Source organism: Methyloversatilis discipulorum (assembly GCF_000385375.1).
Taxonomy (GTDB): Bacteria; Pseudomonadota; Gammaproteobacteria; order Burkholderiales; family Rhodocyclaceae; genus Methyloversatilis; species Methyloversatilis discipulorum_A.
Genome location: NZ_ARVV01000001.1, coordinates 3244499 through 3261588, shown reverse-complemented (window position 1 = coordinate 3261588; position 17090 = coordinate 3244499). Strand labels below are relative to the sequence as shown.

At 67.2% G+C, this 17090-nt stretch carries 20 protein-coding genes and 1 pseudogene; 9 read left to right on the top strand and 12 right to left on the bottom strand.

All coding sequences use genetic code 11. The features are described from left to right. Positions 1-10: 10 nt before the first annotated feature. The 12 genes and pseudogenes from METRZ18153_RS21325 to METRZ18153_RS21000 all read right to left on the bottom strand — a co-directional run bounded on the left by METRZ18153_RS21325 (position 11) and on the right by METRZ18153_RS21000 (position 8657). The gene (locus METRZ18153_RS21325; RefSeq protein ID WP_020165556.1) at positions 11-658 is read right to left on the bottom strand and encodes an aldehyde dehydrogenase family protein; all 648 of its coding nucleotides are present in this window, start codon (positions 656-658) and stop codon (positions 11-13) included. Positions 659-737: 79 nt separating this feature from the next. Then, positions 738-1514: pseudogene (locus METRZ18153_RS21320) on the bottom strand (aldehyde dehydrogenase family protein); the annotation flags it as partial. 97 nt (positions 1515-1611) lie between these two features. Beyond that, entirely contained in the window at positions 1612-1929 is a 318-nt protein-coding gene (locus tag METRZ18153_RS0115295) for a PepSY domain-containing protein (RefSeq protein ID WP_020165552.1), read from the bottom strand. Next, entirely contained in the window at positions 1926-3296 is a 1371-nt protein-coding gene (locus METRZ18153_RS0115290; RefSeq protein ID WP_020165551.1) for an ATP-binding protein, read from the bottom strand. Before METRZ18153_RS0115290 ends, METRZ18153_RS0115295 begins: the two co-directional genes overlap by 4 nt. After that, on the bottom strand, positions 3293-3967 hold the full coding sequence (locus METRZ18153_RS0115285) for a response regulator transcription factor (protein WP_020165550.1): 675 nt from the start codon (positions 3965-3967) through the stop codon (positions 3293-3295). The genes METRZ18153_RS0115290 and METRZ18153_RS0115285 overlap by 4 nt, the downstream gene beginning before the upstream one ends. Position 3968: 1 nt before the next feature. Next, the gene (locus tag METRZ18153_RS0115280) at positions 3969-4304 is read right to left on the bottom strand and encodes a PepSY domain-containing protein (protein ID WP_020165549.1); all 336 of its coding nucleotides are present in this window, start codon (positions 4302-4304) and stop codon (positions 3969-3971) included. 44 nt (positions 4305-4348) lie between these two features. Continuing rightward, entirely contained in the window at positions 4349-5524 is a 1176-nt protein-coding gene (gene clsB, locus METRZ18153_RS0115275) for a cardiolipin synthase ClsB (protein WP_020165548.1), read from the bottom strand. Continuing rightward, on the bottom strand, positions 5521-6273 hold the full coding sequence (locus METRZ18153_RS0115270; protein WP_020165547.1) for an endonuclease/exonuclease/phosphatase family protein: 753 nt from the start codon (positions 6271-6273) through the stop codon (positions 5521-5523). Before METRZ18153_RS0115270 ends, clsB begins: the two co-directional genes overlap by 4 nt. Next, positions 6270-6755 (bottom strand): hypothetical protein, encoded by a 486-nt coding sequence (locus METRZ18153_RS0115265; protein ID WP_019917177.1) that lies wholly within the window; start codon positions 6753-6755, stop codon positions 6270-6272. Before METRZ18153_RS0115265 ends, METRZ18153_RS0115270 begins: the two co-directional genes overlap by 4 nt. Positions 6756-6765: 10 nt before the next feature. After that, complete coding sequence (gene nadA, locus METRZ18153_RS0115260; RefSeq protein WP_020165546.1) at positions 6766-7872, bottom strand: quinolinate synthase NadA; 1107 nt, start codon at positions 7870-7872, stop codon at positions 6766-6768. A 20-nt stretch (positions 7873-7892) separates the two neighbouring features. After that, the gene (locus METRZ18153_RS0115255) at positions 7893-8342 is read right to left on the bottom strand and encodes a rhodanese-like domain-containing protein (RefSeq protein WP_020165545.1); all 450 of its coding nucleotides are present in this window, start codon (positions 8340-8342) and stop codon (positions 7893-7895) included. Between the two features lie 162 nt (positions 8343-8504). Next, positions 8505-8657, bottom strand: a complete 153-nt coding sequence (locus METRZ18153_RS21000) for a hypothetical protein (protein ID WP_020165544.1) — start codon at positions 8655-8657, stop codon at positions 8505-8507. Between the two features lie 38 nt (positions 8658-8695). Between METRZ18153_RS21000 and glnA the strand changes: the two genes are divergently transcribed. The 9 genes from glnA to zapD all read left to right on the top strand — a co-directional run bounded on the left by glnA (position 8696) and on the right by zapD (position 17062). Then, entirely contained in the window at positions 8696-10108 is a 1413-nt protein-coding gene (gene glnA / locus METRZ18153_RS0115245; protein WP_020165543.1) for a type I glutamate--ammonia ligase, read from the top strand. Positions 10109-10286: 178 nt separating this feature from the next. Beyond that, the gene (locus tag METRZ18153_RS0115240) at positions 10287-10766 is read left to right on the top strand and encodes a DUF4124 domain-containing protein (RefSeq protein WP_020165542.1); all 480 of its coding nucleotides are present in this window, start codon (positions 10287-10289) and stop codon (positions 10764-10766) included. A 57-nt stretch (positions 10767-10823) separates the two neighbouring features. Beyond that, a complete protein-coding gene (gene glnL, locus METRZ18153_RS0115235; protein ID WP_020165541.1) occupies positions 10824-11915 on the top strand; it encodes a nitrogen regulation protein NR(II) in 1092 nt (363 codons plus the stop codon). Further along, the gene (gene ntrC / locus METRZ18153_RS0115230) at positions 11912-13327 is read left to right on the top strand and encodes a nitrogen regulation protein NR(I) (protein ID WP_019917186.1); all 1416 of its coding nucleotides are present in this window, start codon (positions 11912-11914) and stop codon (positions 13325-13327) included. Before glnL ends, ntrC begins: the two co-directional genes overlap by 4 nt. A gap of 46 nt (positions 13328-13373) precedes the next feature. Continuing rightward, entirely contained in the window at positions 13374-14177 is an 804-nt protein-coding gene (locus METRZ18153_RS0115225; RefSeq protein ID WP_020165540.1) for a biotin--[acetyl-CoA-carboxylase] ligase, read from the top strand. 4 nt (positions 14178-14181) lie between these two features. Further along, positions 14182-14895: a type III pantothenate kinase gene (locus METRZ18153_RS0115220; protein ID WP_020165539.1), complete on the top strand. Its 714-nt coding sequence runs from the start codon at positions 14182-14184 to the stop codon at positions 14893-14895. 43 nt (positions 14896-14938) lie between these two features. Beyond that, positions 14939-15625, top strand: a complete 687-nt coding sequence (locus METRZ18153_RS0115215; protein ID WP_020165538.1) for an SPOR domain-containing protein — start codon at positions 14939-14941, stop codon at positions 15623-15625. Continuing rightward, positions 15622-16245: a dephospho-CoA kinase gene (gene coaE / locus METRZ18153_RS0115210; RefSeq protein WP_020165537.1), complete on the top strand. Its 624-nt coding sequence runs from the start codon at positions 15622-15624 to the stop codon at positions 16243-16245. The genes METRZ18153_RS0115215 and coaE overlap by 4 nt, the downstream gene beginning before the upstream one ends. Before the next feature lie 61 nt (positions 16246-16306). Beyond that, positions 16307-17062, top strand: coding sequence for a cell division protein ZapD (zapD, locus tag METRZ18153_RS0115205; protein ID WP_020165536.1), 756 nt, complete (start codon positions 16307-16309; stop codon positions 17060-17062). The last annotated feature ends 28 nt before the right edge of the window (positions 17063-17090 follow it).

Sequence of the window (17090 nt, the reverse complement as noted above, 5' to 3'; positions counted from 1 at the left end):
GCCTGAGCGCTCAGTTCACCGGCATCACGAATTCCGGCCCCTTCGAGCCGCTGTCCGGCCAGCGCTGCATGATGCTCTTGTAGCGGGTGTAGAAGCGCACGCCTTCTTCGCCGTAGGCGTGCAGGTCGCCGAACAGGCTCTGCTTCCAGCCGCCGAAGGAATGCCAGGCCATCGGCACCGGGATCGGGACGTTGATGCCTACCATGCCCGCTTCGATGCGCTGGCCGAATTCGCGTGCGGCGGCGCCGTCGCGCGTGTAGAGCGACACGCCGTTGCCATACTCGTGACTGTTCACCAGCGCGATCGCATCAGCCAGGTTTGCGGCGCGGATGACGCACAGCACCGGGCCGAAGATTTCCTCCTTCCAGATGCGCATCGCCGGCGTGACGCGATCGAACAGCGTGGCGCCGAGGAAGTATCCCTGTTCGCGGCCGGCCACCGTGTGACGGCGACCGTCGAGCACCAGCTGCGCGCCCTCGGCCACGCCGGCGTCGATCAGCGACACGATGCGTTCGCGGTGCGCCGCGGTCACCACCGGACCCATGTCTGTGCCGTCGGCTTCGCCGTCGCCGATGTTCAGCTTCTGCGCGCGCGTGCGCACTGCCTCGACCAGAGCGTCGGCGATGTCGCCGACCGCGACCGCGACCGAAATCGCCATGCAGCGTTCGCCGGCCGGAGCCGTAGGCGGCACCGATCAGCGCGTCGGCCGCCTGGTCGAGGTCGGCATCCGGCATCACCACCATATGGTTCTTCGCGCCACCCAGCGCCTGTGCGCGCTTGCCGTGCTTCGCGGCGGTTTCAAAGATGTGGCGGGCGATCGGGGTTGAGCCGACGAAACTCACCGCGCGCACGTCCGGGTGCGCGAGCAGCGCATCGACCGCGACGCGGTCGCCCTGCAGCACGTTGAACACGCCGTCCGGCAGGCCGGCGTCGCGGAACAGTTCGGCGGTCAGCAGCGACGGCGACGGGTCGCGTTCCGACGGCTTCAGGATGAAGCTGTTGCCGCAGGCCAGCGCGACCGGCGCCATCCACATCGGCACCATGAAGGGGAAGTTGAACGGCGTGATGCCGGCGACCACACCGAGCGGCATGCGCTGGCTCCAGTTGGCGATGCCGCCGCCGACGTGATCGGAGTATTGCCCCTTGAGCAACTGCGGAACGCCGCAGGCGAATTCGATCACTTCCAGTCCGCGCTGCACCTCGCCCTGCGCGTCCGGGAAGGTCTTGCCGTGCTCGCGCGTGATCAGTCGCGCGATGTCGGCGCTGTGCCGCTCGACCAGCTCCTTCATCCGGAACAGCACGCGTGCCCGTCGTTGCGGTGCCAGTGCGCCCCAGGCCGGCTGGGCGGCAGCGGCACTGGCGACTGCACGGCCGACGTCGGCGTCCGAGGCCAGCAGCACCTGCCGCGCCACCCGCCCGTGCGCCGGGTCGAACACGTCGGCGCTGCGCGTGCTGTCCAGCGCGCTGCGCTGGCCGTCTATCCAGTGGGTGAGGGTATCGGTGGGCGCGTTCATCGGTTTCGGAGCCTGCGTTGAAAACCGGTATTGTGCGCCAGCGCATACGGACGGTCAGCGTGCACTGCGGCAGGACGTCCGCCCGCCGGTCGAGCGCTCAGTCGAACCAGTCGCGCCGCATCGAGCGCACCGAGCCGTCGCGCGCGTTGATGTGCACGTCCCACTCCTTGCCCGCGGTGTCTATCAGTTCGAACTCGTAGTCGTAGTCGTCGCTCATGAAGCGGCGTTCGAGGTCGGCTTCGATCACCGTGCCCGGCTTGGCGGCGAGCGCCTTGGCGGTCGCCTCCTCCAGCGAGATCAGCTTCATCGCCTCGGCGATGGCGCGCATCTTCGGCAGATCGTCGTCGTCGGCGAAGACCGGCGGCGTGAGCAGGGCGGCGAGCAGGGTGGTTGTCGCGATCAGGGCTTTCTTCATGTCCGTTCTCCTTCGGTTGAGGGCGCATCAAGCGCCATGCGTGCCGGCAGATGCACGGTGACGCGCAGTCCGCCGAGGACCGGTGACGGTCCGAACTCGAGTGCGCCGCCATAGCTGTCGACCAGGTCGCGCACGATGGACAGGCCGAGACCGTGGCCCGGTTTCGTCTCGTCGGCGCGGAAGCCGCGCGCGCTGAGCGATTCGAGTTGTTCGGGCGCGCAGCCCGGGCCGTCGTCCTCGATCACCAGCTTGAGGTCGGCGCCACGTTCGACCGACAGTCGCACGCGGCTGCGGCACCAGGCGCAGGCGTTGTCCATCAGGTTGCCGAGCAGCTCCATCAGGTCTTCCGCGTCCATCGCCAGCGTGATGTCGGTGGCCATGTCGAGCGCAATGTCCGGCGACCGTTCGCCGTGCAGGATGGCCAGCGTGGCCGCCAGCCGTCCGGCGGCATCGCGCAGGTCGCTGCGCCGGGCCGGGTGGGTGCCGCCCATCAGCCGGGCGCGCCGCAGCTCGCGCTCGATGGCGCGGCGCATCAGTTCGGTGCTGTCGGTCATGCGCTGCTGCAGTTCGGGGTGGGCCGCCATCGCCGGCGACTCGGCGACCTGCAGCAGCACCGCCAGCCGCGTCTTCAGCGCGTGGGCGAGGTTGCCGAGCGCGTCGCGCGAGCGCTGCGAGCGGCGCAGCAGCATGCCGAGCAGCGTATTGAACTGATCGACCAGCGGCGCGATCTCGTCCGGCAGCGCGACGTCGAGCCGCTCGCGCTCGCCGCGTTCGAGCGCCTGCATCTGGGCGCGCAGCGTATCGAGCGGCGCCAGCGAACGGCGCACCACCCACTGCTGCACGGCCAGCACGAGCGCGACCACGACCAGCGTCAGCACGCCATACAGCAGATGCCACTCGCGCAGCCCGGTTCGCAGCGCCGACAGGTCTTCGGCAACCAGTATGCGCACCGACTGGCCGCGCTTTTCGTAGCGCGCCGACAGCAGCCACAGCGACTGTCCCTGCGGGCCGGCAGCCTCGCTCTGCGCGATGCGTTCGCTGCCGGCGGCCGGCAGGGCCAGGCTGTGATCCCACAGCGAGCGCGACGAAATGTCGTCACCGCCATCGATCACGATGCGGAAGTAATGACCGGAGAAGGGCTGTCGGTATTCGCCGCCCACGCGTGCGTCGTCGAGCTGCAGCGGTGCGCCGGCTTCGCCGTCGAGTGCGGCCAGCAGGTTCTCGGCGTCGCGCTCCAGTCGCTGCGCCAGCTGCGCCTTGAGCAGGCGTTCGATGGCGATGCCGGCGAGCAGCCACTGCAGGCCGGCCAGCATGACGAAACTGATCGCCAGGCCGGCGGCAAGACGGGTGCGCAGCGCGTACTTCACGGCGCCTCCGGAGCGTCGAACACATAGCCCTGACCGCGCCGCGTCTGTATCCAGTCGCGGCCTATCTTGCGGCGCAAGCGCGTGATGTGGGCCTCGATCACATTGCTGTCGTGATCGGTGGCATGGTCGTAGAGGTGTTCGTTCAGGCGCTGCTGCGACAGCACCTGGCCGGCGTGCAGCATGAAGCAGCGCAGCAGGCGGAACTCGATGCTGCTCAGTTCTATCAGCGCGCCGCCATCGAGTGCGGCGCTCTGCGTCGCTTCATCGAGCCGCAGTGGGCCGCGCACGAGCGGGCCCGGCGTGCGGCGCGCCGCGCTGCGCTTCAGCACGGCGGCGATGCGCGCCAGCAGTTCCTCGCTGTGAAAGGGCTTGCAGACATAGTCGTCGGCGCCGGCGTTGAGCACCTCGACCTTCTCCTGCCAGGTGTCGCGGGCGGTCAGCACCACCACCGGCATCGCGCGCCGCGCGTCGCGCCACTGGCGCAGTACCTCGACGCCGTTGCGCCGTGGCAGGCCGAGATCGAGTATCACGAGGTCGTAGTCGATGGCTTCCGCCGACAGCTGTGCGAACACGCCGTCGGTGGCGACGTCGACCGCGTAGCCGGCGCGTTCGAGCAGCGGCTTCAGTCCGGCAACCAGCGTTTCGTCGTCTTCGGCCAGCAACAGGCGCATGTCAGTCGTCCTGCTCCATTTCCAGCAGTACGCCGGTGCGTGCATCCAGCTTCAGTTCCCACACGCGACCGGCGTCGTCGAGTATCTCGGCTTCATACACCCAGATGCCCTTCTTCTGTTCGAGTTCGATATCGATCAGCTTGCCCGGCTTTTCCGCGCGCGCGCGCTCGGCGATCTTCTCCAGCGGCAGGATGTCGCCGCGCTGGCTCAGTGCGCGCGCCTTGAGGTGGTCTTCGCCGGCCTGCGTGTCGGGCGCGTGCAGCAGCGCGATACCGGCGGCGGATACGACGGCGGTGACGGGCAGCAATACGAACAGTGCGATGCGTTTCAGGTTCATGTCCCCAGTGTAGGGAACGAAGCTGAAATCATGCTGAAAGCGCGCTATTTCTTGCGCAGCATGTGCCGGCTCACCCGTTCGCCGGCCAGACCGATCATCAGCCGCACCATGCCGTAAGCGATCCAGCGCAGCAGCCGCTCGTGCAGCGGGCGGGTCTTCCACTGGCGATGCCGCAATTCGCGCCCGCCGTGGCGGGCGGCGGCACGCAGGCTCTGCCGCAGTTCGTTGGCGAAGCCGATGTCGTGCACGACGATATTGGCTTCGCGCGCCAGCATCAGGCTGAAGGGGTCGATGTTGCTGGAGCCGACGGTTGCCCAGTGCTGGTCGACCACCGCCGCCTTGGCGTGCAGAAAGCTGCGCCTGTACTCGAAGATGCGTATGCCCTGCGACAGCAGCGAGCCATACAGCGCCTGCGAGGCGTAATGCAGCAGCGCGTACTCGACACGCCCCTGCAGGATGAGCGTCACCTTGACGCCGCGCGCGGCGGCGGCGATCAAGGCCTGGCGGAAGCGGCGACCGGGCAGGAAGTAGGCGTTGGCGATCAGCACCTCCTCGAAGGCGCCGTCTATCGCCTGCAGGTAGGCGTTCTCGATGTCGTGCCGGTGGCGCAGGTTGTCGCGCACCAATAGCGCCGCACGCATCTTCCCGGTGTGACGGTTGGCGTAGCGGCTGGTGCGCGGCAGGCGTGGCCGGAACTGCAGCGTCGCCCAGGCGACGCGCTCCCACAGCTTCTGGCATTCGAGATGCATGCGCGCCACCAGCGGCCCGCGCACGCGCACCGCGTAATCGAAGCGCGGCGGCGTGTGACCGGGCGTGTGCATGTCGTCGATGATGTTGATGCCGCCGACGAAGCCGGTCTGCGCGTCGACCACCACCATCTTGCGGTGCATGCGGCGCAGTCGGTTGCGGCGGAAGCTCATGCGGCCGACCTCCGGGCGGAACATCAGCACATGCACGCCGGCGGCTTCGAGCGCGCTCTGATGCGTGTCCTCGAAGTCGCGCGCGCCGAATCCGTCGACCAGCACGCGAACCCGCACGCCCCGTCGTGCCGCGCGTGCCAGTGCCGTGGCGATGCGGCGCCCGGTGTCGTCGTCGTCGAAGATGTAGGTTTCGAGGAAGATTTCGCTGTGCGCGCGGTCGATCGCCTCTTCCAGCGCCGGGAAGTACTGCATGCCGCAGACCAGCAGCTGGATGTCGTTGCCAGGCAGCAGACGGGTCATCGCGCCGGCAGGACCAGACGTGCGGTCAGCGCGGCGTGATCGGATACGCGCGACCAGGGCGGACCGGAGTGCAGCTTCACCTCGCGTACGTCGACGCCGCGCACATAGATGCGGTCCAGCCGCAGCAGCGGAAAGGCGGCGGGAAAGCTGCGCGCGGGGCGGCCGTGTATCACGCTGTGCGCTTCATGCAGACCGAGCGCGCGCGACCATTGCTCTTCGGCCCGGTTGTACCAGTCGTTGAAGTCGCCGGCGACGATGAGGCCGTCCTCCGCCGGGATGGTGCGACGGATGTGCTCGGCCAGCATCGCGTACTGCTGGCGTCGCCCGCGCGCGGTCAGGCCGAGGTGTACGCACAGCGCGTGCACGCGGTGGGCGCCGTCCGGTTCGATCACGCAGTGCAGCAGGCCGCGCTGCTCGAAACGATGCGCCGACACGTCGACATTGCCGCTCTGCGATATCGGGTGTCGCGACAGGATGGCGTTGCCGTGGTGGCCGTGGTCATAGACCGCGTTGCGGCCGTAGGCGGTGGCCGGCCACATCTGGTCGGCGAGGAATTCGTACTGCGGCTCGGTCGGCCAGTCGGCGTGGCGCTCGGCGTGGCCGTGGTGCTGACCCTGCACCTCCTGCAGGAACACCAGATCGGCGCCGAACGCGTGCAGGCGTTCGCGCAGTTCGTGGATCACCATGCGGCGATTGAACTGCGAAAAACCCTTGTGGATGTTCCAGGTGCAGATGCGCAGTTCGGTCATGAGGTGAGCGGGTGGCCGCGCACTTCGTCGGCCAGCTTCAACATGTGGCGGCAGAATGCCGGGTCCTCGCCGCGCAGCAGCATCAGCAGTTCGGCATGGAAGGCGTCGCGCGCCAGCCACTCGCGCATGTAGTCGTCCCACGAGGCCCAGCGCCGAGCAGCCAGCCCGTCGGGCTCGTCGGTCCAGGCGACCAGATAGGCGCGCTCGAACAGCGAAATGAGCATCTGGTGGATGGTCTGCATGCGCCGGCGCTGCTCTTCGCTGAGCTGCTCCGGGGCATGGTTCTCGCGCAGCGGCAGGTCGGGGTTGGCGAGCACGATCTTCAGGAAGTCGATGTAGGCGTCGGACAGCATCTGGTACGCCTCTTCGTCTTCGTTGTCGCGCTCGCGCCGCTGCTGATAGATGAAGGTGATGACGGCAAGCGGCAGGCCCAGTGTCGTCACGACATAGCTGGCAAGTTCCCAGGCCTGCATCCAGTCCATGAGGAAGACCTTATGGCGAGGCAGCCAGCATGCGGTCCATCGCGAGCTTGGCGGGCACGGCTTCGTGCGCCGGCACGCTGATGCGATTCACGACATTGCCCTCGACCAGGTTTTCCAGCGTCCACGCCAGATGCTGCGGGTCGATACGCTGCATGGTCGAGCACATGCACACGGTGGGCGCCATGAACTGCACCGTCTTGCCCTCGTGCTTTACTTCGTCGGCGAGGCGGTTCACCAGATTCAGTTCGGTGCCGACCAGCCACTTGGTACCGGGCGCGCCGGCCTTCACCGTCTTCAGGATGTATTCGGTCGAGCCGACGAAATCCGACTGGCGGCACACCTCGAAAGCGCTTTCCGGGTGGGAGATGACGATGCCGTCCGGATTCTGGTTGCGCCAGCGCAGGATGTGCGAGGGCTGGAACATCTGGTGCACCGAACAGTGACCTTTCCACAGCAGGATCTTCGCCTTCGCCACCTGTTCGGCGGTGAGGCCGCCGTTCTCCAGGTCGGGGTCCCACACCAGCATGTCCTCAAGCGGAATGCCCATGTTGTAGCCGGTCCAGCGGCCCAGATGCTGGTCCGGGAAGAACAGCACCTTCTCGCGCCGCGCCAGCGACCATTCGAGAATGCTGCCGCAGTTCGACGAGGTGCACACGATGCCGCCGTGCTCGCCGCAGAAGGCCTTCAGATCGGCCGCCGAGTTGATGTAGGTGACCGGCGTGAAGGTGTTGTCCGGGTCGTCGCCGAGCAGGCCGCGCAGTTCGCGCCAGCAGCGCTCGACCTTGGCGAGGTTGGCCATGTCGGCCATCGAACAGCCGGCGGCGAGGTCGGGCAGGATGGCGATCTGCTCCGGCTTGGACATGATGTCCGCCACCTCGGCCATGAAGTGCACGCCGCAGAACACGATGTATTCGGCATCGGTCTGGCTGGCCAGACGCGACAGCTTGAGCGAGTCGCCGGTCAGATCGGCGTGGCGATACACATCCTCGCGCTGGTAGTGGTGACCGAGGATGACCGCGCGCTTGCCCAGCTTTTCGCGCGCGGCGAGGATGCGCGCCTGCGCCTGTTCGTCGGCAAGTGTGTTGAAGCGGTCGAAACTGATGGTGGCGACTTGCATGGGGTGTCCTTGAACTGCGTTCAGCCCTGGTGCCAGGGCAGTCCGGCCTTGCGCCAGCCGCCGACCGTATTGCGGTGGCCGTTGGCGTCGGCGTCACCCTCGAAGCCTTCGAGGATGTTGTAGGCGTTGCTGTAACCGGCTTCGGCGGCAGCCGCGGCCGCGCCGTGCGAACGTCCGCCGCTGCGGCACAGGAACATGACCAGCGCCTCCGGATCGACCTGGTGCTTCAGCTGGGTCAGGAAATCGGGATTGCGCTGACCGTTGGACATATTCCATTCGATCTGCACCGAATCCGGCACCTCGCCCACCCATTGCCATTCGGCCGACGTGCGCACGTCAACGATGCGGGCGCCGGGGGCCAGTTTCAACAGTTCGTATGCTTCGGCCGGTGTGACCGCGCCGGCATAGGGCAGTTGCAGCTGCTGCGCGCGCTCGCGCGCGAGTCCGAGGATTTGTCCGAGTGTTGCCATGGCGTGCGCCCATCTATTGAATGGGCAGAAGTATATAGCGCGCCTTTCCCGTGGGCAGGCAAGCACCAAAGTGGTGCTCTGTGTTTGTCGATATCCCTGTGTTGGTGCATCGCTGCGCCTGTTTTGTGCATGTCACCGGCCGCAAGCCCGCATGTGGCACAATCACAAGGTTGAAATGATCGCGTGGCACGGGTTCTGCTTCAGGCCGCGCAGCAGGAAAAGTCGCAGCCGGGGCGTACCCTCGATGGGGTCGTTCGCCATGGCTGCGCCGGAGCTGTCGTCGGACACCGGCGACGGCTCGTCGTGACCCTTCAAGCCGACTGTTGCACATACATACCTCGTAGGAGAGATTCATGACCACCGCGAAGCAGGTTCTCGACATCATCAAGGAAAAGGAAGTCAAGTTCGTCGACTTCCGTTTCACCGACACCCGTGGCAAGGAACAGCACGTCGGCGTGCCCATCAGCGCGTTCGGCGAAGACAAGTTCACCGAAGGTCACGCGTTTGATGGTTCGTCGATCGCCGGCTGGAAGGGCATCCAGGCTTCCGACATGCTGCTGATGCCGGATCCGGAAACCGCCTTCATCGACCCGTTCTTCGACGAAACCACGCTGGTCATCAGCTGCGACGTGGTCGAACCGTCGGACGGCAAGGGCTACGACCGTGACCCGCGCTCGATCGCCAAGCGTGCCGAGGCCTACCTGAAGTCCTCCGGCCTGGGCGACACCGCCTACTTCGGTCCGGAACCCGAATTCTTCATCTTCGACAGCGTCGAGTGGAACATCGACATGTCGGGCTGCCGTGTGCAGATCTTCTCGGAAGAAGCCGCCTGGTCGTCGGGCGAGAAGTTCGAGAGCGGCAACACCGGTCACCGTCCGGCAGTGAAGGGCGGCTACTTCCCGGTTCCGCCGGTCGATTCGCACAACGACATCCGTGCCGCCATGGTGCTGGCACTGGAAGCCGTCGGCATCCCGGTCGAAGTGCATCACCACGAAGTGGCGACCGCCGGCCAGAACGAGATCGGCACCAAGTTCAACACGCTGGTCCGCCGCGCCGACTGGACGCAGACCCTGAAGTACATCGTGCACAACGTCGCCCACAGCTACGGCAAGACCGCGACCTTCATGCCCAAGCCCATCGTCGGTGACAACGGCTCCGGCATGCACGTGCACCAGTCGATCTGGAAGGACGGCAAGAACCTGTTCGCGGGCAACGGCTACGCCGGCCTGTCCGAGTTCGCGCTGTACTACATCGGCGGCATCATCAAGCACGCCAAGGCGCTGAACGCGATCACCAACCCGGGTACCAACTCGTACAAGCGTCTGGTTCCGCACTACGAAGCACCGGTCAAGCTGGCCTACTCGGCGCGCAACCGCTCGGCTTCGATCCGCATCCCGCACGTCGCGTCGGACAAGGCTCGTCGCATCGAAACCCGCTTCCCGGATCCGCTGGCCAACCCCTACCTGTGTTTCGCCGCGCTGATGATGGCGGGCCTGGACGGCGTGCAGAACAAGATCCACCCGGGCGACCCGGCCGACAAGAACCTGTACGACCTGCCGCCGGAAGAGGACAAGCTCATCCCGACCGTCTGCGCCAGCCTGGACGAAGCCCTGGCCGCGCTGGAAGCCGATCACGCCTTCCTGACCAAGGGTGGCGTGTTCTCGGAAGACTTCATCGCTGCCTACATCGAGCTGAAGATGGGCGAAGTCAACCGCACCCGCATGACGACCCACCCGGTCGAGTTCGACATGTACTACAGCCTCTGATCCGGTTTTCCGGAACGCGTGTCGGCGCAAGCCGCACGCGTGGCGTTGAAGGTCGGGACGGCATGTGCGTTCCGGCCCGAGAAAAAGGACGGCAACTTGCCGTCCTTTTTCATTGTCACTGCGCGGGCGGGCGTCCTACACTCGCCCGGCAATGACCCGATCCGTTCTGGTGACCCACATGTTCCGAGGTTTCAACCGCATCCTGATTGCCACCGCGGCCGCGCTTGCGGCGCTGCCGGCATCGGCTGACGTCTACAAGTGCGTCGATGCCGATGGTCACGTCACCTATACCAACGACAAGTCGCGTGCGCGCGGCTGCAAGCTGCTGTCCAGCGAAATGCCGGTCAGTTCGGTGCCCGGGCCGGCGGCGACTACGCCCAAGCCGGCAGCCCCGTCAGGCGGCTTCCCGAGCGTCAGCGGCGACCAGCAGAAGGCGCGCGACAGCGAACGCCGGCGCATACTCGAAGCCGAGCTCGACACCGAAACGAAGAATCTCGAAGCGGCGCGCAAGGCGCTCACCGAGGGCGAAGCGGTGCGACTGGGCGATGAGCGCAACTACCAGAAGTATCTCGATCGCATCCAGGGGCTCAAGGACAATGTCGCTCTGCACGAACGCAACGTCGACGCGCTGCGCAAGGAGATTTCCAAACTGCCCTGAGCGTCCTGTGCGCTCCGGCGCATCGGCCCTGGCGCGCTTCTTGCGTAATCTGGCGCCATGAGCCTGCCCTCGCCCCGTACCCCCACCCGCGTCTGGCCCGACCGCTTCAACGGGCTCGAACTTCTCGCCAGTGCGGTCGCGCTGCTCGACGCGGAACGCAACATCGTCTATCTGAATCCGGCCGCGGAAAACCTGTTCGCGGTCAGTTCGTCCAAGCTGGTCGGCAAGCACTGCGAACGCCTGATCGGCCCCGAGCACGGCCTGGACACCGCACTGGACAATGCGCTGGCCAAGGACTGGAGCTATACCGGCCACAACCTCACGGTGCAGCGTCTGCTCGGCGGTCCGCTGCAGCTCGACTGCACGGTGTCGCCGGTGCATGCCGATGCCGCTCGCATCCTGCTCGAGTTCCGGCCTATCGACCAGCAACTGCGCGTTGCGCGCGAGGAACAGCTGCTGCAGCAGCAACAGGCCAACCGTGAGCTGATCCGCAACCTCGCGCATGAAATCAAGAATCCGCTGGGCGGTATCCGCGGTGCCGCACAGCTGCTCGAGGGCGAGCTTGAGCGGCCCGACCAGCGCGAGTACACGCAGGTCATCATCAAGGAATCGGACCGGCTGCAGGATCTGATGAACCGGCTGCTGCATTCGCACCGCGCGATGCAGGTCAGTTCGGTCAGCGTGCATGAGGTGCTGGAACGCGTGCGCCTGCTGATCGGTGCCGAATTCCCGAAGGTGACGGTGCAGCGCGACTATGACACCAGCCTGCCCGATCTGGTGGCCGACCGCGAACAGCTGATCCAGGTGGTGCTCAACATCGCCCGCAACGCGGCGCAGGCCATGCAGGGCGACGGCGTGATCCGGCTGCGTACGCGCGCCTACCGTCAGGCCACGCTGGTGAAGCGGCGCCACAAGCTGGCACTCGAATTGCAAGTGATCGACAACGGCCCCGGCATCCCGGAGGAACTGCTCGATCGCATCTTCTATCCGCTGGTGTCCGGCCGCGATGGCGGCACCGGCCTCGGGCTGACGCTGGCGCAGAGCTTCGTGCACCAGCACCACGGCACCATCGAGGTGCAGAGCCGGCCCGGCCACACAGTTTTCACAATACTTCTGCCCTTCAAGCAGGGCACGACGGAGAAACCATGAATCCGGTCTGGATCGTCGATGACGACCGCTCGATACGATGGGTGCTGGAAAAGGCCCTTGCACGCGAGTCCATTCCCTTTGAAGCCTATTCCACCGCGCAGGAGGCGCTCGACGCACTCGATGCCGGCGGCCAGCCGCAGGTGCTGGTTTCCGACATCCGCATGCCGGGCGAGTCCGGATTGTCCCTGCTGGAGAAAGTGAAGGCGCGTCACCCCAGTCTGCCGGTCATCATCATGACGGCGTATTCGGATCTCGACAGCGCGGTCGCCGCCTTCCAGGGCGGGGCCTTCGAATACCTGCCCAAGCCTTTCGACGTCGATCACGCGATCGAACTCGTCCGGCGTGCAATCGAAGAAAGCATGCACCAGGGTGGGGCGCCGGCGGAAGCCGACATGGCGCCGGAAATCCTCGGCAAGGCGGCGTCGATGCAGGACGTGTTCCGCGCCATCGGACGGCTCGCGCAGAGTCACGCCACCGTGCTGATCAACGGCGAATCGGGCACCGGCAAGGAACTGGTGGCGCGCGCGCTGCACCGGCACAGTCCGCGCCGCGAAGCGCCCTTCATCGCGATCAACACCGCGGCCATTCCGCGCGACCTGCTCGAATCAGAACTGTTCGGCCACGAGCGCGGCGCCTTCACCGGCGCTACCGCGACCCGACGCGGCCGCTTCGAACAGGCCGACGGCGGCACGCTCTTCCTCGACGAAATCGGCGACATGCCGCCGGAACTGCAGACCCGCTTGCTGCGCGTGCTGTCCGACGGCCACTTCTACCGCGTCGGCGGCCATTCGCCGATCAAGTCGAATGTGCGCGTGATTGCGGCTACCCACCAGAACCTCGAAGACCGGGTGAAGCAGGGGCTGTTCCGCGAGGATCTGTTCCACCGGCTGAACGTGATCCGACTGCGCATTCCGCCGCTGCGCGAGCGGCGCGAGGACATCGTGCTGCTGGCCCAGCACTTCATGACGAAGAGCGCGCAGGAACTGGGCGTCGATGCCAAGCGCCTGTCCGAGCCGGCGATGCGCTACCTGCAGGGGCTGGATTTCCCCGGCAACGTGCGCCAGCTGGAGAACCTGTGCCACTGGCTCACCGTCATGGCGCCCGGCCAGACGGTGGACGTGAAGGACCTGCCGGCCGAACTGCGCGCCCAGCCGGCGCGCGAAGTGACTGGCGACTGGGTCGCTTCGCTCGCCGCCGAGGTCGATCGCCTGATCGCGCTGAAGCAGCCGGCGCTGTTCGACCATCTGGTGCAGGAGTTCGAGCGCACGCTGATCCGCCGCGCGCTGGCCAGTACCGGCGGCCGCCGCATCGAGTCAGCGCAGCTGCTGGGCATCGGTCGCAACACCATCACGCGCAAGATCCAGGAGCTGAACATCGAAGGCGGGCGCGACGCCGACGGCGACAGCGAGTGAGGTCGCAGCCGGGCGTCGGCCCGGCGGCGCAGCTACAATCCGCCGCATGACTGCCGACGACGCCGCCACTCTCGCCGAAGCACTGCGCGATCGCGCACCCTCCGTACCTGCCGACTGGCGCGTCGATGTCTGTGCGCGCACCGGAAGCACCAACAGCGACCTGCTGGAGCGCCGCGACGGCGTGCCGTGCGCACTGTTTGCGCTGGCACAGACCGGCGGCCGCGGCCGCCGCGGCCGCAGCTGGACGGCGCAGCCCGGCGACAGCCTCACCTTCTCGCTGCGCGTTCGCTTCGACGGCCGCGCCGACCGGCTGTCCGGCCTCAGCCTGGCGGTCGGCGTCGCGCTGGCCGAGGCGCTGACGGCGCAAGGTTTCGACGGGCTGGCACTGAAGTGGCCGAACGACCTGATGCGCGCAAACGGGCAAGGCGCCGGCAAGCTGGGCGGCGTACTGATCGAACTGGCGTCGGCGGCAACACACACCGACGCGGTAATCGGCGTCGGAATCAATCTGGCGCCGCCGCCGTCCGGCCACTATGCGCTGCCACCGGCCGCGCTGTTCGACGGCACACCGCGGCAGCAGGACTGGCTGCGCATCGCCGCCGCCGCACTCGACGCGCTGGCCGCAGCACTGCCGGTATTCGCCGCGCAGGGTTTCTCTGCCTTCGTCGAACGCTGGAACCGACTCAATCTGCATGCCGGCTGCGCGGTCGAGGTCGAGGGTGAAATGCGCGCGCTGGGCGGCTTGTGTATCGGTGCCGATGCCGACGGCGCACTGCTGCTCGACTGTGGTGACCGCATAGAGCGCGTGCTGGCGGGCGATGTGTCGCTGCGCGCACCGGTCCGGAACTGAGTCCATGGTGCTGCTGATCGACGCCGGCAACAGCCGGATCAAATGGGCGTGGTTGCAGGGTGACGCACCGGGTAGCGAATCGGGCATCGACGTCGCCGATATCGACGGCGCGCCGCTCGCCTCGGCCTGGCGTAACGCGACGGCCGCGGTCTATACCTGCGTCGCCGGTGACGCGGTCGATGCCGCGCTGCGCGCCGCACTGCCGCAAGGTTGTGTGGCGCATCGCGTGCAGTCGCAGTCGGCCGCCTGCGGCATCACCAATATGTATGCGACACCGTCGCGCCTCGGCGCCGACCGCTGGGCGGCGCTGATCGGCGCGCGCACGCTGGCGGCCGGTCCGCTCGTGGTGGCGACCGCGGGTACCGCCACCACGGTCGACGTGCTCGACGCCGACGACCGCTTTCTCGGTGGTTACATCCTGCCTGGCCTGCACCTGATGCTCGAGTCGCTGGCGCGCAACACGGCCGGTCTGCCGCACGCACAGGGTGCGCCGGTCGAGTGGCCGCGCAATACCGATGACGCCATCCACAACGGCTGCGCCGGCGCCCAGGCGGCGTTGATCGAGCGCGTGCAGGCGCGGCTGGGCGCCGATGCCACCATCCTGCTGTCGGGTGGCGGTGCCGAGGCGCTGTCGCCCTATCTGACCTGCGCCCATCGCCGCGTCGACAATCTGGTGCTGCGCGGGCTGGCCCGCGTCGCGGCGGATGTGATGAAATGACGGATCACTGCTTCGCGCTGCGTCCGTCATTGCACTGATACCGATGCGTCTCGCCTTCCTCCTCCTGCTATTGATCAATATCGCGCTGTGGCCCTTTGCGTCCGGCATGCTGGCGCTGGGCAATGACGGCGCCGAGCCCTTGCGCCTGACCAGCCAGATCGATCCCGAGCGCATCCGCATCGTTCCGGTCGGTGGTGGCGCAGCGGCGCCGGTGGTGGCCATTGCGCCGGTCGTCGCGAGCGAGCCGGCCACAGACGCCGAAGCGACGCCGGCCGCCGTCTGTCGCGTGCTGGCCGGCTTCACCCGCGAGCAGGCCGACCCGTTCGTCGCCCGCGCGCGCGAGGCCTACCCGGCGGTGCAAGTCACTGAAAGCGAGCAGCCGGGCAGCCCGTCGTGGTGGGTGCATATACCCGATCTCGCGACACGCCAGCTGGCCGACCGCAAGCAGGCTGAACTGCGCGCGCTGGGCGTGCGCGAGATGGCGCTGATGCCGGACGCCGACGGTCAGAAGTTCGCCATCTCGCTTGGGCTGTTCAAGACCGAGACGGCGGCGAAGGAACTGATGTCCAGCCTGAACGGGCAGGGGGTGCGCAGCGCGCGCATCGCGATGCGCGAGGGCAAGGCCGGACGCCTGCGCGTGGAACTGCGCGGCAGCGACACCGAATTGACGGCATTGCTTGCAGAGCCGCAGGCGACCGTCGAGGGCGTCGAGGCGGCGGACTGCCCATGACCTTCGTGGTGGGTCTGACCGGTGGCATCGGCAGCGGCAAGTCGACGGTGGCCGATCTGTTCGTCGCGCATGGCGCCGGACTGGTCGATACCGATGCCATCGCGCACGCGCTGACCGCACCGGGCGGCGCTGCGATCGAGCCGCTGCGCGCGAGCTTCGGCGACGACTTCATCGCCGCCGACGGCGCGCTCGACCGCGCCCGCATGCGTGCCCATGTATTCGCCGACCCGTCGGCGCGCAGCCAGCTCGAAGCGCTGCTGCATCCGCTGATCCGCGCCGAATCCCGCCGACGGGTCGAGGCCAGCGGCGCACCTTACGTCGTGCTGGCGGTGCCGCTGCTGGTCGAGGCCGGCAACTGGCGCGAACGCTGCGACCGCGTACTGGTGGTCGATTGCCCGGTCGAGCAGCAGCGCGCGCGCGCGATGGCGCGCAGCGGCCTGACCGCCGAGGAGGCGGACCGCATCATCGCCGCCCAGGCGACGCGGGCGCAGCGGCTGGCGGCGGCCGACGACGTGATCGACAACAGCGGTCCGGCGCAGGCGCTGCCGGCCCGGGTCGACGCGCTGCACCGCCGCTATCTGACACTGGCTGCAGCAGAAAAGCCCGCCGGAGCGTTGTGACTGTGCGGCTTTTCGGTCAGAATCATCAGAATTTGCTTGAACTTGTGCCGGACAAGCCCCTGTGATCACTTACGAATATCCTCTGAACGAGCGCATACGCACGCTGTTGCGCCTGGAGGATCTGTTCGAGCGCACGCAGCACTTCATGCGCAGCGACGGGGCGCACGAACACCATGTCGCGCTGGTGAGCCTGTTCGAAATCCTCGAAGTGGCGTCGCGGGCCGATCTGAAGGTCGATCTGGTGCAGGAGCTCGAGCGCCAGCGCCAGACGCTGATGTCCTTCCGCAACAATCCCGACATTTCCGAAGAGGCGCTGTCCGGCGCGCTGTACGAGATCGAGCAGGCCAGTGCCGCACTGCTCGCGATGGCTGGCAAGATCGGTCAGTACCTGCGCGAGAACGAGTGGCTGATGAGCATCAAGAGCCGTGCCGCGATTCCGGGCGGGCTGTGCGAGTTCGATCTGCCGTCCTACCACTACTGGCGGCATCGCGAGGCGTCAGCGCGGCAGGCCGACCTGGCGAGCTGGCTGAACCCGATGCTGCCCATCCGTGACGGCCTCACCATCGTGCTGCGCCTGCTGCGCGCCAGCGGCCGGCCGGAGAGGCAGATCGCCGGCAATGGCGCCTTCCAGATGATGATGGGCGGCAAGTCGGCACAGATGCTGCGCCTGCGCGTGCCGCTGAACGAGCCCTTCACACCCGAGATCAGCGCCAACAAGTACGCGCTGAACATCCGCTTCATCGCGCACGGCGGCCACGCCCGTCCGCGCGTCACCGACACCGACGTCGGCTTCGAACTGACCTTCTGCAATCTGTGAGCACGTCCGCAACACCCCCCGCCGGCCG

Coding starts and splice junctions, on each gene's coding strand:
- METRZ18153_RS21325 (WP_020165556.1), bottom strand. CDS start 658: ATGGCGATTTCGGTCGCGGTCGCGGTCGGCGACATCGCCGACGCTCTG.
- METRZ18153_RS0115265 (WP_019917177.1), bottom strand. CDS start 6,755: ATGGACTGGATGCAGGCCTGGGAACTTGCCAGCTATGTCGTGACGACA.
- METRZ18153_RS0115255 (WP_020165545.1), bottom strand. CDS start 8,342: ATGGCAACACTCGGACAAATCCTCGGACTCGCGCGCGAGCGCGCGCAG.
- METRZ18153_RS0115270 (WP_020165547.1), bottom strand. CDS start 6,273: ATGACCGAACTGCGCATCTGCACCTGGAACATCCACAAGGGTTTTTCG.
- METRZ18153_RS0115225 (WP_020165540.1), top strand. CDS start 13,374: ATGACTGCCGACGACGCCGCCACTCTCGCCGAAGCACTGCGCGATCGC.
- ntrC (WP_019917186.1), top strand. CDS start 11,912: ATGAATCCGGTCTGGATCGTCGATGACGACCGCTCGATACGATGGGTG.
- METRZ18153_RS0115280 (WP_020165549.1), bottom strand. CDS start 4,304: ATGAACCTGAAACGCATCGCACTGTTCGTATTGCTGCCCGTCACCGCC.
- METRZ18153_RS0115220 (WP_020165539.1), top strand. CDS start 14,182: ATGGTGCTGCTGATCGACGCCGGCAACAGCCGGATCAAATGGGCGTGG.
- nadA (WP_020165546.1), bottom strand. CDS start 7,872: ATGCAAGTCGCCACCATCAGTTTCGACCGCTTCAACACACTTGCCGAC.
- METRZ18153_RS0115215 (WP_020165538.1), top strand. CDS start 14,939: ATGCGTCTCGCCTTCCTCCTCCTGCTATTGATCAATATCGCGCTGTGG.
- METRZ18153_RS0115285 (WP_020165550.1), bottom strand. CDS start 3,967: ATGCGCCTGTTGCTGGCCGAAGACGACGAAACGCTGGTTGCCGGACTG.
- METRZ18153_RS0115240 (WP_020165542.1), top strand. CDS start 10,287: ATGTTCCGAGGTTTCAACCGCATCCTGATTGCCACCGCGGCCGCGCTT.
- clsB (WP_020165548.1), bottom strand. CDS start 5,524: ATGACCCGTCTGCTGCCTGGCAACGACATCCAGCTGCTGGTCTGCGGC.
- glnL (WP_020165541.1), top strand. CDS start 10,824: ATGAGCCTGCCCTCGCCCCGTACCCCCACCCGCGTCTGGCCCGACCGC.
- METRZ18153_RS0115295 (WP_020165552.1), bottom strand. CDS start 1,929: ATGAAGAAAGCCCTGATCGCGACAACCACCCTGCTCGCCGCCCTGCTC.
- glnA (WP_020165543.1), top strand. CDS start 8,696: ATGACCACCGCGAAGCAGGTTCTCGACATCATCAAGGAAAAGGAAGTC.
- coaE (WP_020165537.1), top strand. CDS start 15,622: ATGACCTTCGTGGTGGGTCTGACCGGTGGCATCGGCAGCGGCAAGTCG.